Here is a 14,928-nt window from a genome sequence, read left to right as displayed (position 1 = left end):
GAGATAGGCAATCTCCGGCCGAAACGCATCCTGTCGATCAATGGACGCCGATCAGTTGGGCGCCGGCGTCGCCGAGAAATCGAACTGCGGATCCTGCTGGCGGCGCGGCCCCGCGCCGAAGGCGTAGGTCAGGCCGACATACCAGGCCCGCCCGCCAAAGGTGCGCTCGGTCCGGTCGCGGAAAGTCGCCGTCTCATAGGTGGTGACGTCGCCGAAGTTGTCGAACAGGTCCCGCACCGTCGCCTGGAAGGCCAGTTTCTCGGTCAGCTTGCGGCGATAGCCGAGGTTGATCGTCGCCTCGGTCTCGCGCGTGCCCTGGGCCTGCAGGGTATCGCCCTGCCAGACACCGGCGATCTGCAGGAAGTCCTCGGCCGTCGGTTGCCAGTTCAGATTGCCTCGGCCCGACACCACATTGGCCTCGCTGTCCGCGGCGCCGGGAATGCCGGCGGCGTCGATCTCCTGCCGGAACACATTGATGCTGGCGTTGTAGCGCAGGGTCGAGTGCAGGCGGCCGTTGGCGACCAGCTCGACGCCCATGTCCCGCCGCGACCCCAGGTTCTCGGGCCGGGTCAGCAGCACGCCGCCGCCAAGGTCCGTCACCACGTCCGTGAACGCCCCCGAAGTGTCGCGGAAATAGGCTGTCGCCTGATAGAAGGTCTGGCCTGCCCGCAGCTGCCACATGACCTCGAACGAATCTGTCTCCTGCGGCTCCAGATCGGGATTGCCCGACCGCAGGTTCAGCGGGTCCTGATAGCTGACGAACGGATTCAGCAGGAAGGGCGGTGGCCGCTGGATGCGCTTGCTGTAGCTGCCGCGGACCGACTGGGTGTCGGTCAGTTGATAGGTGGCGTGCAGGGTCGGATAGGCGCGGAAGTAATTTTGCTCGCTGGTGATCCCCGTCGTGACCTGGTTGAGCTCGATATCGGCATATTCGAGCCGCAGACCCAGCTGGGCCGAGATCTTGCCGAACGGACGTTCCCAGGTGGCGTAGACGGCGTGAACCGCCTGCTGCGCCTCGAAACGGTTGGTGACGAAGGGATCGGGCACCAGGGCGTCCGGCGCCGGGCCGCGGCTGGCCGCATTGTCGAACGCCGCGTCGCGCGTTTCCAGCTCGTAGCCGGCGCGCAGCTTGCCGTCGTTCGGCATCGGCCGGACATAGGCGCTGGTGAAGCCGACAAGGTTCAGCCGGTTGCGATTGTCCTGCTGCTCATACACCGGCGCGGAGGCCGGCAGGGTGAAGTCGTATTCCGTCGTCAGCGAAAAATGACCACGGTTGCGATCGACCCGCAGTTCGTTCGTCCATTCGTGGCCCTGATCGTCGAACCGGCGCAGCACGCGCCCCGTGACGCCGATATTGTCTCCCTCGAACGCGAACTGACCGTCGCGGGTGTACTGGCTCAGTGGGGTCCCGGCGCCGGTACGCGTGTCATAGGTCTCAAGCCCGCCGCCGCCGTTCTCGATCAGATTGCCGCGCACCTCCGTGGTGAGCTGGATCTGGTCGGTCAGCCGGTATTCGGCGCCCAGCCTCAGAAACTGGACGTCGACTTCCCCGTCGATGTTCTGGGTCTGGGCCGTCGTCTGCGTCACCGCGCCGGCGGGATTAAGGCTTTCGCGCAGCCGATCGAACGTCTGCTGCGCCAGGTCATGACGGCTGCCCAGATCGCCTGACAGCGTCAGCTTGTCCTTCTGCCATGAGCCGCTCAGCCCGGCATTCCAGCGCCCGCCGTCCCCGACGTTGGCACGCACCGAGCCGGTGGTCACCGCGCCCTGCGGCACGGTGCTGGGCTTGGTGATCAGATTGATCACCCCTCCAGAGCCCTCGGGACTGTAGGCCGCCGACGGATTGGTCATCACCTCGATGCGGGCGTACTGGTCGGCCGGCAGCGACAGCAGCGCCTGCGCCCGCCCTTCGCCGGTCAGCACGCCCGAAGGCCGCCCGTCGACCAGAATGGTCACATTGGCGTCGCCGCGCAGGGACACGTTACCCTGTGGGTCGACGTCCACCGACGGGATGTTTCGCAGGGCGTCGGCGAGGCTGCCCGTCTTCGCCTGCAGGTCGTCGGCCAAGCTGTAGCTGGTCGAGTCGATGGAACTGCGGACATCGGTCTGCCGTGCGCTGACGACCACGTCCTCGACGGTCGTCGCCTCCCCCTCGGGCGCGGGCGCCGGCGTCTGGACCGCCGGAGCGGGAGCCGGCGTCTGCGCGGGCGGCGGCGTCGCCGTCTGGGCCAGAACCGGCCCCGCCGAGGTCACGATCGCCGCGCTCGCAAGCAGCAGCAGTTTGAATGAAGTCATGGGACGCTCCCCCGTTGAGCTTTCGGGACGCGGCCCCGTATGAGTTGTAACGGCTATAGAGAGCCGGTTTATGGCGACAGTTACTTCTTCGTCATGCTCAAGGCAGGATCAGGCCTCACCGAACATTGCCGTTCCGTAATCATTACTTTTAGTTCATCTCAAACGCGGACCACACTGATCCGCCTCCTGGACAAGCTGGATTCGCCGCTGAGCGGCATGAGCAGGAGATGAGCAATCGCTGAAAAGCGCCTTGATCGCCCCGTTTGCCGTCACCCCGGGGCGCGTAGCGACCCCGGGACCCAGCGGCGCGCGAAAGCGCGAACCGAAGGTCGGCGCGCAGCAGCCAACCTGTCGGGAGCGACCCGGTTCCCGGCTGTCAAAGCAAGACAACCAACGCCCGGGACCCGATCGGTCGCAGAGCGCCGATCGGGACGTCAGGGACGAGGGGATACTCGTCCGGTCCAGGGACCGTGTCGCAAGCACGGCCCGCACCCCGGAGGCGCTGCGGTAAGGCGATAAGACCGCCACCGGACGCAAGCTTCCGAACAATCTCCACGCCGAGCGTCCGGCCCTTGGCCGAAACGGTTCGTCTCCTCTGATCTCCGGGCCTCGGGTCCGGCGCTCTGCACGCCTTCCCACCCTCGCGCCGGCCGGCGCGGGGCTGTCTCCGCACGCCTGCATTCAGAGAGGAGAGCCCGCCGTGCCCAAACCCCGTCCGCCCCGACCGCCGGCGCCGCCGCGCGCCGATCCCGAACTGGTCCGGCTCGTGCGGAAGAGCTGGCCGCTCATCCAGTGGCGGGAGGCCGTCAGCCGGGGATCGGCGCCATCTGCACGGGCAAGGGCCCTTGGCACATCACCGAGGACTATTACATCCGGGCCGGGCACAACCTGATCGCAAAAGGCTTTTTGCCGCCGCCTGGCTTCCCGGAGGACAAGTACTGAGGGCCGTTATGGCGGACCCTACGGCTGCCCCGACGCCCCGTTCGACGCCATCTGCAGGCTGCCGGCGGGCTCACGGAAATAACGGTCGATGCCCTCGGCCACGGCCCGCATCAGTCGGCGGCGGGCGCGACTGTCGTTCAGGAGCCGCTCGTCCTCGGGATTGGTGATGAAGCCCATCTCCAGCAATACGGCCGGTACGTCGGGGGCCAGCAGGACGGCGAGGCCGGCGTCGCGGTGGCTGCGGCGCAGCATCGGATGGTCGGCGCCCTCCAGCTCGCCCAGCAGAGTCCGGGCCAGCTGGGCCGAGCGGTTCTGGGTCGCGCGCTGGGTCATGTCCAGCAGGATGCGATCCACCGACGCGTCGCGCCCCGGCAGGTTCAGGCTGCGCTGCCAGTTTTCACCGCGCGTGAACTCACGCACCGCCCGGCCCGCGCCCTGTTCGGACAGCGTGTAGACGGAGGCGCCGCGCGTGGCCGGATCGGAACCGGCGTCGGCGTGCAGGCTGATAAACAGGTCGGCGTCGGCCTGTCGGGCGATGGCCACGCGGCGATACAGGTCCACATAGGCGTCGCTCTCGCGCGTCAGCCGCACGCGGTAGCGGCCGGTGCGTTCCAGCTCCTGCTTCAGGGCTTGGGCCGCCGCCAGGGTCACGGCGCTCTCATTGATATGGGCGCCGCGCGCGCCGGGATCGCGGCCGCCGTGGCCGGCGTCGATGTAGATCAGCGGCCGTTCGGCGGATCGGGTCGGCGTTCTCGGCGCGGCGCGCGAAGGGGCGCGGGTCGGGGTCCGGCCGGTGGCCTTCAGATCGATCACATAGCGGTAGTGGGCGATGCCGTCGCCGGGCGGCAGCAGGAAGCGGCGCTCGATTTCGGCGCTGGTGGCGAGGTCCAGCTCGACCCGCGAGGCCACGCCGGCCCCCGCTACGCGCCAACCACGCACCAACCCCGTGCCCGTTCCGGTCAGTCCGCGCTGCGGCGTCACGCCGGCCAGCGACACCACGACCTGGCCCTGATCGCCGGACTGGATCACCTGTCCGCGGGCGGTCCGGTCCAGATCGACCACAACCCGCGTATGCTGGGCGTCGCCGCCGAAGCGGACGCGCAGCACCTCGCCCATGGCGCCCGAGGCCAGACCGCGCCCGGCCGCGAACACGGCGACGCAGAAAACGACCGCGGCCACAGCCGCCATCGCCCACTCGCGAACGCCCCAACGCGTCAGGTTGATACGCAACAGTCCGTGCATTCGACGGGAACCCACCTTCTTGGTTGGCTCCATGATGACTCAACGTCGTCGACAACGGGTTAAAGCGCGCAACGCTTTTAATTTACACGCGCAATGCCTATGCTTGTTGTGTCCGCGAACGATCGCGCCCCCTGATTTCAGGCCGGGCGCGCCCTCCTCGCGGCGTGTTTTCACTGATCCGAGAGCTGGCCGGGGTAGCACCCGCCGGTTTGAAGACGGGACCGGGACGCCCTTTCGACGGCGCGTCCGGCCCCAGGACCGTACCGAACCCCATGGGCCCTACCGCCTGCGCTCCCTTCCGGTTTGAAACAACCGACCTCGCCCGCGGCCATCGCCGCGGCGACGGGACTGCGTCTGCGCCTGCCCGCAATCCCATTCGGCGAGCCGCCTGCCCCCTTCGCTGGGATGGCCGAGCGCGCCAGAAAGACACCTTCCATGTCAAAGACCATGTTGATCGACGCCGCCCACGCGGAGGAGACCCGCGTAGCCATCGTCGAGGGCCGTCAGGTCGAGGAATTCGACTTTGAATCCCGCGCGAAGCGCCAGCTTCGCGGCAATATCTACCTCGCCAAGGTCGTTCGCGTAGAGCCCAGCCTCCAGGCTGCGTTCGTGGAATACGGCGGCAACCGCCACGGCTTCCTCGCCTTCAGCGAAATCCACCCCGACTATTACCAGATCCCCGTCGCCGACCGCGAAGCCATCATGGCCGAGGCGCACTCGGAAGATGACGAGCACGACGAACACGCCCGCGACCACGCCGACGACGAATCCGAAGGCGGCATGGCGGAAGAAGAGCGGCTGAAACGCCGCCTGATGCGCCGCTACAAGATTCAGGACGTCATCAAGCGCCGTCAGGTCATGCTGGTGCAGGTCGTCAAGGACGAGCGCGGCGGCAAGGGCGCGGCCCTGACCACCTGGCTGTCGCTGGCCGGCGGCATCTCGCGCAAGATCACCCAGGCCACCGACCGCAAGCGCCTGAAGGCCGCCGCGGCCGCCCTGCACGTGCCGCAGGGCATGGGCCTGATCATCCGCACCGCCGGCGCCAAACGCACCAAGGCCGAGATCAAGCGCGACTACGAATATCTGCTGCGCCTGTGGGAAACGATCCGCGAAACSACGCTGAAATCGAACGCCCCCTCGATCATCTATGAGGAAGAAAACCTCGTCCGCCGCGCCGTGCGCGACATGTTCGACAAGGATTTCGACGGCATCCAGGTCGAGGGCGTCGAGGGCTTCAAGGARGCGCGCGACTTCATGCGCGTGCTGATGCCCTCGCAGTCGAAGAAGGTGCAYCTGTATCAGGGCGCCCGGCCGCTGTTCGCGACCAACGGCATCGAGGAGATGCTGACCCAGATCCACCAGCCGGTCGTGCCGCTGCCGTCCGGCGGCTATCTGGTCATCAACCAGACCGAGGCGCTGGTCGCCATCGACGTCAACTCGGGCCGTTCCACCAAGGAACGCAACGTCGAGGCCACCGCCACCAAGACCAATATGGAAGCCGCCGTTGAAGCGGCCCGCCAGCTGCGTCTGCGCGACCTCGCCGGCCTGATCGTCATCGACTTCATCGACATGGATGAGTCGAAGAACAACCGCACCGTCGAGAAGGTGCTCAAGGACGCGCTGGCCAAGGACCGCGCCCGCATCCAGATGGGCCGCATCTCGGGCTTCGGCCTGATGGARATCAGCCGYCAGCGCCGCCGTCTCGGCGTTATCGAGGGCGCCACCGAGGTCTGCCCCCACTGCCAAGGCGCCGGACGCGTTCGCTCGGCCGAAAGCGCCGCGCTGATGACCCTGCGCGCCGTSGACATCGAGGCCGGCAAGAACGGCGCGGGCTCGGTGAACCTGCGCCTGTGCACGGCCGTGGCCCTCTACATCCTGAACCACAAGCGCGACTATCTGCAGCGCCTGCTGGCCCAGCGCGGCCTGAACGTCGTCATCCAACGAGGACTTCGTCCCGCAGGAACGCCCCGAGGCCTTCATCGACCTCGACGACGACTTCGACGACAGCGCGTTCGAGGATGAAGACGACGGCGACGACGAGGAATTCATTGCCGACGACGACGCCCTCGACCGCGAGGACACGGACGACGACGAACCCCGCGAACGCGCCGAGCGCGCCGAAGGCGAAAACGGTCGCGGCCGTGGCCGTCGTCGTCGCGGCGGACGTCGCGACAGCGCCGAAGCCTCGACTGACGACACCGCAGCTACTGCCCCCGCCGCTGGCGAGGATGACGACGACAGCGAAAGCGGTCGTCGTCGCCGTCGCGGACGCCGCGGCGGACGCCGGGTGCGTGAAGAAGGCGGCGAGCGCGACGGGTTCAACTGGGTGCGCGGCCGGACGCCGTCGCTCGAGGATCCCTACGTCTGGTTCGATCCCATCAACCCCGAGCGCACCGAGCCGCGCGCGGAGGCCGACGCCACGCCTGCCGGCGATGTCGATGAAGTCGTCGGCGAACGGCCCGAGGGCGAGATCGGCGGCGAACGCGGACCCCGCTCGCGCCGTCGTCGTGGACGCGGCCGCGGTCGGGATCGCGGCAACGAGGCCGGCCTGACCCACGAGACCAAGGTCGAAACGCGCGCCACCAACGAAGGCATGCCGCCCGACGGCTCTGTGGACACGCCGATGGCCGTCGTCATCGACGACGCCGCCGATGTCGCGCCTGTCGCCATCCCGGAAGAGCCCAAGCGCCGGCGCGTTCGCCGCAAGGTCTCGGCCAGCGCCACCCCCGAGTCGGAAGCCGAGGCCGTCACCGCCCCGATCGAGCCCAACGAGGCGGAACCGGAAGCCGCGCCTGCCGTGCTGGACGTCACCCCCGCCCAGGCGGTCGAGGCCGCCGAAGCGCCGGTCAAGCCGGAGCCCGCGCCTGCTCCGGTCGTCGAGCACGTGCCGGCTCCGCAGCCGGAAGTCGACGTCGCCGCCCTGATCGCTGATGATCCGAACCAGATCGTCGCCCCTCCCGAAAAGCCGAAGCGCGGATGGTGGCGCCGCTGAAACGCCGTGATTAGGTTGTGACCATCGGCCGGGCGGGGGCGTATAGTTGGGTTTGAGGAGTTCGCAGTGAACTGGCTGTCCCGAAACGCCGCCCGTCTGTCAGGCGCTGTCGCCGTCGCCGGCCTTGTGCTGGCGGCGGCCTCGCCGGCTGCGGCCCAGAGCGCGATTCGCGACACCGAGATCGAGGGCATCATTCATGAGTGGACGGACCCTGTGCTCGTCGCCATGGGGCTGGAGCCGTCCGAGGTCGAGATCCTTCTGATCAATGAGAACGACCTCAACGCATTCGCGACGCGTGGCCGGATCATGGGCGTCAACACCGGCCTGATCCTCAAGACCCGCAACGCCAACGAACTGCTTGGCGTCCTCGCCCACGAGGCCGGGCACATCAAGAACCGCCACACCCTGCGTGACGGAGCCCAGGGCGCCGGCATGCAGCCGATGCTGATGACTATGGCGCTGGGCGCACTGGCCATCGCCGCGGGCGCCCCGGACGCCGGGGCGGTCCTGCTGGGCAACAGCCAGTATTTCGGCACTCTCAGCGCCCTGCGCTACATGACCCACCAGGAGGGCGAGGCCGACAACACCGGCGCGCGCGCGCTCCAGAACGCCGGCGAATCCGGTCGCGGGCTGGTCTCCTTCTTCGAGAATTTCCGTTCGCAGGAAGTGTTCTCGGACGCTCGCCGCTACCCCTATTTTCGCAGCCACCCCCTGTCGTCCGACCGGATCGAGAACCTGCGTCGCTTCGTGGCCGAGCAGTCGAACTACAATCATCAGGACAGCCCGGAACGCATCGCCGAACACGCGCTGATCCTGGCCAAGATTCATGCCTTTATGGACGCGCCGAACCAGACACTGCGGGACTACCCCGAGACTGACACGTCCTTCCCCGCACGGTATGCGCGCGCCATCGCCTGGTATCGTGACGGTCAGACCGACAGGGCGCTGGCGGCCGTCGACGCCTTCCTGACCGAGCAGCCCGAGAACCCCTATTTCTGGGAACTGAAGGGCCAGATCCTGTTCGAGGAAGGCCGGCCGGCCGAGGCCATCGGCGCGCACCAGCGCTCGGTCGAGATCAAGCCCGACGCCCCCCTGTTGCGCATCAATCTGGCCCACGCGCTGATCGAAACGCATGACCCTTCGAAGCTGGACGAGGCCGTGAACCAGCTGAAGCGGGCCACGGCTCTGGAACACGACAACACCATGGGCTGGCGTCTGCTGAGCCAGGCCTACGCCAGCCAGAACAAGGAAGGCGAAGCCCGCCTCGCCTCCGCCGAGATGTATTTCGCCATGGGCGCCGAACAGCAGGCGACCCAATTCGCCTTGCGAGCCCGCGACATGCTGACCCCGGGCACGGCCGAATGGACCCGCGCCATGGACATCGTCTTCGCGTCCGGCGCGACCCAGGACGACATTGACGACGTCGACCGCCGCAACAGCCGCCGTGACCGCGGCGGCGTCATTCCCGCCGCCGGCTGACCCCTTTTCCGAGACCGATATGACCGACGCGCCTGACCAGACGCCCGCGCGAGACCGCGGCTTTTTCGATCGTCCCCGCGCGGCGATGGCCTCCATGGCCGTGTCCGTCGTCGCGCTCGGGCTGGCGGCGGCGCCCTATGCTACGGGCGGCGACTTTGACGGTCGGGTGCGCACCTATCTGCTGAAGAACCCTGAAATCCTGCAGGAAGTCAGCGCCGCGCTGCAGGCGAAGGAAGACGGCGCCCGCACGGACGCGATCAACCAGCGCGCGGCCGCCAACCCCTCCCTGCTGGCCGTCAGCGCGCAGGACCCTGCTTTCGGGCCTGCCGACGCGAAGGTCACGGTCATCGAGTTCTTCGACTTCCGCTGCCCCGGCTGCAAGGCGACGGCGCCGGACGTGCTGCGCCTGATGCAGGCCCATCCCGACGTGCGCTTCGTCTTCAAGGACTGGCCGATCCTCGATCGCGGCAACGACGACGTCTCGCACTACGCCGCCCGCGCCGCACAGGCCGCGCATCGGGAGGGCAAGTATCTGGCCGTGTTCCGCGCCCTGATGGCCGAACCTGCGCTGAGCAAGGCCGCCATTGACCGCATCCTCGCGGCCAACGGCATAGCTGCCCCTGCGGCGCAGGCGGCGATGTCGAGCCCGCAGACGGCGCGCCATCTGGCGGATGTCCAGACCTCGGCTTCGGGCCTCGGCCTGCTCGGCACGCCGACCTTCTTCGTCGACGGCCGCGCCAACGCCAGCATCCAGCCCGCGGACATCGATCGCGCCATCCGGGCCGCCAAGGCGCGCTAGCCGATCGCGCCCACGCAGCCCTCGTCGCCGCCGACCGGGAGGACGGCGTCGGTGAGGGACAGGGTCCAGCCGTGGTGGGTCGCCAGACCGAGCCGACGAATGCCGCCGCCGTCTCCGGCGTCGCCGCCGGCGTCCACGATCACGCGCCGCCCGGTCGGCAGCGCCGCCGGGTCGATCTTCCCGACCGCCAGAGCTGTCGGCGTCGCGCCGCCGAAGCCATCGAATACGCTCAGCATCGACCAGTCGCGGCGCAGGCCGATCCACCAGGCGCTGTCGGCGTTGACCGCCAGCACGGCGACGCCATGGCCTTCGGCGGCCCAGGCGAGGGCGGCCTCGGGATCGCGGACCGCGCGCATGTCGGCCGCGGCGCCGAAGCGCAGACGGGCCCCGTCGAAGGCGCGGGTCGGCTCGATCGGCGACCAGACCTGAACCTTGATCCGGCCCTGACGCGCCAGACCCCAGCCGACGATCTGCCGCCACAGGGATTCCACGGCCTCGCGGTTGTCGGGCCGGGCCTTGTCGAGCATGCGCGCCAGCACCGCCTGCTCGCGGTCAGGGCGCAGCTTCACATGGGGGCCGGCGGGCGCGTCCTTGGCCTGACCGACGCGGGCGGCGATGGCGAGGCGGCGCTCGAACAGGGCCAACAGCTCGTCGTCGAGGCGGTCGATTTCGTGACGCAGGGCCGCCAGGGCCATGTGTTCGGGCGAGATGTCGGTGACGGGCGCGCCGGAAGGCGTCGGCCAGACTTGCTGGAGGGCGGGCTTGGTACTGGAATGGGGCACGGGAGAGGGCTTTCGATTTCGATTTCGGCGCTGAAGAGTTTTGCGAGCCGCCGCCCCGTCACGGGGCGGTCGCCGGCGAGGCCGTCAGGACGATGTCCCCGACGCCTCAGCCGGCGTATCGAAAGCCGTAGAAATACAGGTCCGCGGCCGCGAAAACGCGGGCGAATGCAGTCGCAGCAATGGCTTGCGAACGGACCATGGCCCTCAAAGGCCGCATGGATCGTGCGGCGTCAAGCCGGATTGGCGCTGAGCAGGACAAATCGCGTCCGGTTATCTTCGGAATCCTGCAGATCGTTGCGCAGGATCGACAGTTCGTAGACCTCGGCCGCGCGGGTGGGGGCGACGGCGGCGCGGGTCAGGTCGCCGGCCTCGGATACGGCGCGAGCAGCACCGGCGGTGTCGAAGGCCTCGACCGGGGTCAGGCCCATGGCGGCGAGGGTTTCCGGGCACTGGCGCAGGGCGGCGGGGTGGCTTTCGGCCGTTTTCACACTGCGGAGGGAGGCTCCCGGCGGGGCCATCAGGGCCAGCCGGATCGGGCGCCAGACTTCGGACACGACGGTCAGGCCGGCGGCTTCGACGAGCGATGCGGCCGGCTCGACGCGGCCGATTGTGGTGTTCTCGACCGGGATCAGGGCGCAGCCGACCTCGCCGGTCTTCAGGGCGTCGAGCGCGCCCTCGAACGAGTCATAGGGCACCGCCTCGTCCCACGGACGCAGGTCGAGGCAGGCTTCGTGGCTGAAGGCGCCGGGCGCGCCCTGGTAGGCGCAGCGGCCGCCGGCTTCGTCGCCCGAAGGTTTGCCGACGCCGTCCATCCTACGCCGCCTCCGACTGCGACCGCCGTCCGGCCTTCAGCCGTTCGGCGACAAGGAAGGCCAGTTCCAGCGACTGGTCGGCGTTCAGGCGCGGGTCGCAATGGGTGTGATAGCGGCTGGACAGGTCGTCCTCGGTCAGGGCCTGGGCGCCGCCGAGGCATTCGGTGACGTTCTGGCCGGTCATTTCGAGGTGCACGCCGCCCGGGTGGACGCCCTCGGCCTCGGCCACGTCGATGAAGCCGCGGACCTCGGCCAGGATGCGTTCGAACGGCCGCGTCTTGTAGCCATTGCCGGCCTTCAGCGTGTTGCCGTGCATGGGATCGATCGACCAGACCACGCGCCGGCCCTCGGCCTTCACCGCCTTCATCAGGCGCGGCAGGCGGTCGCCGACCTTGTCCGCGCCGAAGCGGCCGATCAGGGTCAGGCGTCCGGGCGTGTTGTCCGGGTTCAGGGCGTCGATGAGCGGCAGCAGGTCTTCCGGCTCCATCGTCGGGCCGCACTTCAGGCCGACGGGGTTCTTGATCCCAAGGACGAACTCGACGTGGGCGCCGTCCAGCTGACGGGTGCGCTCGCCGATCCAGACCATGTGGGCCGAGGTGTCGAACCATTCGCCGGTCGCCCCGTCGAGGCGCGTCAGGGCGCTTTCGAGATTCAGCAGCAGGGCCTCATGGCTGGTGAAGACCTCGACGCGGCTCAGGTCCGGATGGCTTTCGGGCGTGACGCCGACGGCCTCCATGAACGTCAGGGCCTCGGTGATCTTGTCGGCCAGCTCTCGGTATTTGTGGCCGTAGGCGCTGTCAGCCGCGAAGCCCATGGTCCAGCGGTGGATGTTGTACAGGTCGGCGTAGCCGCCGCCGGCGAAGGCGCGCAGCAGGTTCAGGGTCGAGGCCGACTGGTTGTAGGCGCGTAGCAGCCGCTGCGGATCCGGCAGGCGCTCTTCGGGCGTGAAGGCCATGCCGTTGATGATGTCGCCGCGATAGCTGGGCAGGGTCTGGTCGCCGATGGTCTCCAGCGAGGACGAGCGCGGCTTGGCGAACTGGCCGGCGATGCGGCCGACCTTCACCACCGGCTTGCCGCCGGCGAAGGTCAGGACCACCGCCATCTGCAGGATCAAGCGGAAGGTGTCGCGGATGTTGTCGGTCGAGAACTCCTTGAAGCTCTCGGCGCAGTCGCCGCCCTGCAGCAGGAAGGCGTTTCCGGCCTCGACCTGGGCCAGTTTGGCGGTCAGATGCCGCGCCTCGCCCGCAAAAACCAGCGGCGGCAGGGCCCGAAGCTCGTCCTCGACGCGGCCGAGGGCGCCCATGTCCGGATAGTCCGTCGGCATCTGCACGACGGGTTTTTGTCTCCAGCTATCGGGGGTCCAGCGCGTACTCATGCCCTAAGGATAGGCGCTCGCANCCGACCTTCACCACCGGCTTGCCGCCGGCGAAGGTCAGGACCACCGCCATCTGCAGGATCARGCGGAAGGTGTCGCGGATGTTGTCGGTCGAGAACTCCTTGAAGCTCTCGGCGCAGTCGCCGCCCTGSAGCAGGAAGGCCTCGCCCGCCTCCACCTGCGCGAGCTTGGCGGTCAGGTGGCGGGCCTCGCCGGCGAAGACCAGCGGCGGCAGGGCGCGAAGCTCGTCCTCCACGCGGCCAAGCGCGGCCATGTCCGGATAGTCCGTCGGCATCTGCACGACGGGTTTTTGTCTCCAGCTATCGGGGGTCCAGCGCGTACTCATGCCCTAAGGATAGGCGCTCGCACCGCCCGGGACAACGAAGGCCGTGTCGCAGGCATAGGTCCGGTGCGCGCGAGAGCCCGAATGGGCGAAAAAAACAGTCTCATGAGTCTAATGAGTCTCATCCGGTACCCGCCGCCTCGCCCGTTCCTCGAGCCATCGCAGCAGACTGGCAGACCGGCATCCGAGCAAGCTGACGAAAGGNTGCACGACGGGTTTTTGTCTCCAGCTATCGGGGGTCCAGCGCGTACTCATGCCCTAAGGATAGGCGCTCGCACCGCCCGGGACAACGAAGGCCGTGTCGCAGGCATAGGTCCGGTGCGCGCGAGAGCCCGAATGGGCGAAAAAAAACAGTCTCATGAGTCTAATGAGTCTCATCCGGTACCCGCCGCCTCGCCCGTTCCTCGAGCCATCGCAGCAGACTGGCAGACCGGTGCGTCAGTATTGGACGTCCCTACCCCGCCGAGGTGTTGTTCGACTGCTTTTCCTTCAGCGTGACCAGTTCCTCGGCCATGGTCGGGTGGACGGCGCAGGTGGCGTCCCACTGGGCCTTGGTCAGGCCCGCCTTCACCGCGATGGCGGCCAACTGGATCATTTCGGGCGCTTCGGGGCCGACGATGTGAACGCCGACCACCTTCTGGCTCTCGGCGTCGACGACCAGTTTCATCAGCACCCGCTCGTCCGAGCCGGTGAAGGCGTATTTCATCGGCCGGAAGCGGGTGACATAGACATCGACGGCGCCGGGGCAGGAATGGCGCGCCTCCGACTCCGACAGGCCGACCGCGCCGACCGGCGGCTGGCTGAAGACGGCGGTGGCGACGGCCTCATAGTCGAAATGCTGCGGGTTGTTCCGGAAGACCGTCTCATGGAAGGCCACTGCCTCGCGGATGGCGACGGGCGTCAGGTTCATCCGGTCAGTGACGTCGCCGATGGCCCAGATGTTGTCTGCGCTGGTCTTCGACAGCGTATCCACCTGGATCGCGCCCTTGTCGTTCAGGGCCACCCCGGCGGCTTCGAGGCCGAGGTCCTTCACATGCGGAACGCGGCCGGTGGCGAACATGACCACGTCGGTCTCGATCTCCATGCCGTTTCCGAGCTTGTTCACCAGCCCCGTCGCGGTCTTCTCGATGGCCGTGTGCTGGCAGCCGAGGATGACCTTGATCCCGCGCTTCTCGATCTCGCCGGCCAGATGGGCGCGTACGTCGTCGTCAAAGCCGCGCAGGATGTTGGGGCCGCGGTAGATCAGGGTGGTCTCGACGCCGAGGCCGGCGAAGATGCCGGCGAACTCCACGGCGATGTAGCCGCCGCCCGCGATCAGAATGCGTTTCGGCAACTCCGGCAGGTGGAAGGCCTCTTCCGAGGTGATAGCGTGCTCTATGCCGGGCATGTCTTCGGGCATCCACGGACGGCCGCCGGTGGCGATGAGTATCTTCTCCGCCGTGACTGTCTGGTCCTTGCCTATGATCTCGACAGTGTGGGCGTCCTTCAGCACGGCGCGGCCATGGATCAGGTCGACGCCGGCCTTGCCCAGATTGGCGGCGTAAATGCCGGACAGGCGGGCGATCTCGACGTCCTTGGCCTGAATGAATTTCGGCCAGTCGAAGCTGGCGTCGACCGTCCAGCCGTAGCCCTCGGCCGTGTGGAACTGGTGGGCGAAGTCCGAGGCCATGACCATGAATTTCTTGGGCACGCAGCCGCGGATCACGCAGGTGCCGCCGACCCGGAACTCCTCGGCGATGGCGACCCGCTTGCCGCCCAGCGCGGTCAGCCGCGCGGCGCGCACGCCGCCCGAGCCGGCGCCGATGACGAAGAGGTCGTAGTCCCAGGATTCCGGCATTTCTGACTCCACGCCCCCGCCGAGGAAAAC

General features: G+C 68.1%; 12 protein-coding genes. 4 read left to right on the top strand and 8 right to left on the bottom strand.

The annotated features are described in order from the left end of the window. Window positions 1-51 precede the first annotated feature (51 nt). Window positions 52-2,295 (bottom strand): TonB-dependent receptor domain-containing protein, encoded by a 2,244-nt coding sequence (locus ASD25_RS01020; RefSeq protein ID WP_056614155.1) that lies wholly within the window; start codon window positions 2,293-2,295, stop codon window positions 52-54. Between the two features lie 960 nt (window positions 2,296-3,255). Beyond that, window positions 3,256-4,479, bottom strand: a complete 1,224-nt coding sequence (locus tag ASD25_RS01015) for an N-acetylmuramoyl-L-alanine amidase (protein ID WP_082572112.1) — start codon at window positions 4,477-4,479, stop codon at window positions 3,256-3,258. Window positions 4,480-4,914: 435 nt separating this feature from the next. On the opposite strand from ASD25_RS01015, the gene ASD25_RS31515 reads away from it, so the two are divergent. Then, window positions 4,915-6,501, top strand: a complete 1,587-nt coding sequence (locus ASD25_RS31515; protein WP_235562535.1) for a ribonuclease E/G — start codon at window positions 4,915-4,917, stop codon at window positions 6,499-6,501. On the opposite strand, the gene ASD25_RS31510 is transcribed toward ASD25_RS31515, so the two are convergent. Continuing rightward, window positions 6,413-7,036 (bottom strand): hypothetical protein, encoded by a 624-nt coding sequence (locus tag ASD25_RS31510; RefSeq protein WP_235562533.1) that lies wholly within the window; start codon window positions 7,034-7,036, stop codon window positions 6,413-6,415. The two genes, ASD25_RS31515 and ASD25_RS31510, sit on opposite strands and share 89 nt — an antisense overlap. Window positions 7,037-7,102: 66 nt before the next feature. Here ASD25_RS31510 and ASD25_RS31505 point away from each other — a divergent pair, with 66 nt between their 5' ends. The 3 genes from ASD25_RS31505 to ASD25_RS01000 all read left to right on the top strand — a co-directional run bounded on the left by ASD25_RS31505 (window position 7,103) and on the right by ASD25_RS01000 (window position 9,749). Beyond that, complete coding sequence (locus tag ASD25_RS31505) at window positions 7,103-7,471, top strand: hypothetical protein (protein WP_235562532.1); 369 nt, start codon at window positions 7,103-7,105, stop codon at window positions 7,469-7,471. Window positions 7,472-7,537: 66 nt separating this feature from the next. Then, complete coding sequence (locus ASD25_RS01005; protein ID WP_082572109.1) at window positions 7,538-8,950, top strand: M48 family metalloprotease; 1,413 nt, start codon at window positions 7,538-7,540, stop codon at window positions 8,948-8,950. A 19-nt stretch (window positions 8,951-8,969) separates the two neighbouring features. Further along, window positions 8,970-9,749: a thioredoxin domain-containing protein gene (locus ASD25_RS01000; protein WP_082572163.1), complete on the top strand. Its 780-nt coding sequence runs from the start codon at window positions 8,970-8,972 to the stop codon at window positions 9,747-9,749. On the opposite strand, the gene ASD25_RS00995 is transcribed toward ASD25_RS01000, so the two are convergent. The 5 genes from ASD25_RS00995 to gor all read right to left on the bottom strand — a co-directional run bounded on the left by ASD25_RS00995 (window position 9,746) and on the right by gor (window position 14,898). After that, the gene (locus ASD25_RS00995) at window positions 9,746-10,531 is read right to left on the bottom strand and encodes a chorismate mutase (protein WP_056614150.1); all 786 of its coding nucleotides are present in this window, start codon (window positions 10,529-10,531) and stop codon (window positions 9,746-9,748) included. The two genes, ASD25_RS01000 and ASD25_RS00995, sit on opposite strands and share 4 nt — an antisense overlap. Before the next feature lie 230 nt (window positions 10,532-10,761). Beyond that, entirely contained in the window at window positions 10,762-11,343 is a 582-nt protein-coding gene (locus ASD25_RS00990; protein WP_056614147.1) for a prephenate dehydratase domain-containing protein, read from the bottom strand. Between the two features lies 1 nt (window position 11,344). Continuing rightward, window positions 11,345-12,718 carry a class II 3-deoxy-7-phosphoheptulonate synthase gene (locus ASD25_RS00985; RefSeq protein WP_056614144.1) on the bottom strand — a complete coding sequence of 458 codons (1,374 nt, stop codon included), beginning with the start codon at window positions 12,716-12,718 and terminating at the stop codon, window positions 11,345-11,347. Window positions 12,719-12,741: 23 nt separating this feature from the next. Next, window positions 12,742-13,064: 3-deoxy-7-phosphoheptulonate synthase (locus ASD25_RS32995; protein WP_162252052.1), on the bottom strand; the 323-nt coding region annotated here is incomplete at its 3' end. A gap of 451 nt (window positions 13,065-13,515) precedes the next feature. Then, window positions 13,516-14,898, bottom strand: a complete 1,383-nt coding sequence (gene gor, locus ASD25_RS00975) for a glutathione-disulfide reductase (RefSeq protein WP_056614140.1) — start codon at window positions 14,896-14,898, stop codon at window positions 13,516-13,518. Window positions 14,899-14,928 lie beyond the last annotated feature (30 nt).

Source organism: Brevundimonas sp. Root1423 (assembly GCF_001426805.1).
Note: the sequence above shows the minus strand (reverse complement) of the source record. Positions and strands in the feature narration are given on the sequence as shown.

Coding starts and splice junctions, on each gene's coding strand:
- ASD25_RS01020 (WP_056614155.1), bottom strand. CDS start 2,295: ATGACTTCATTCAAACTGCTGCTGCTTGCGAGCGCGGCGATCGTGACC.
- ASD25_RS01015 (WP_082572112.1), bottom strand. CDS start 4,479: ATGCACGGACTGTTGCGTATCAACCTGACGCGTTGGGGCGTTCGCGAG.
- ASD25_RS31505 (WP_235562532.1), top strand. CDS start 7,103: ATGGCCGTCGTCATCGACGACGCCGCCGATGTCGCGCCTGTCGCCATC.
- ASD25_RS01000 (WP_082572163.1), top strand. CDS start 8,970: ATGACCGACGCGCCTGACCAGACGCCCGCGCGAGACCGCGGCTTTTTC.
- ASD25_RS00990 (WP_056614147.1), bottom strand. CDS start 11,343: ATGGACGGCGTCGGCAAACCTTCGGGCGACGAAGCCGGCGGCCGCTGC.
- ASD25_RS00985 (WP_056614144.1), bottom strand. CDS start 12,718: ATGAGTACGCGCTGGACCCCCGATAGCTGGAGACAAAAACCCGTCGTG.
- gor (WP_056614140.1), bottom strand. CDS start 14,898: ATGCCGGAATCCTGGGACTACGACCTCTTCGTCATCGGCGCCGGCTCG.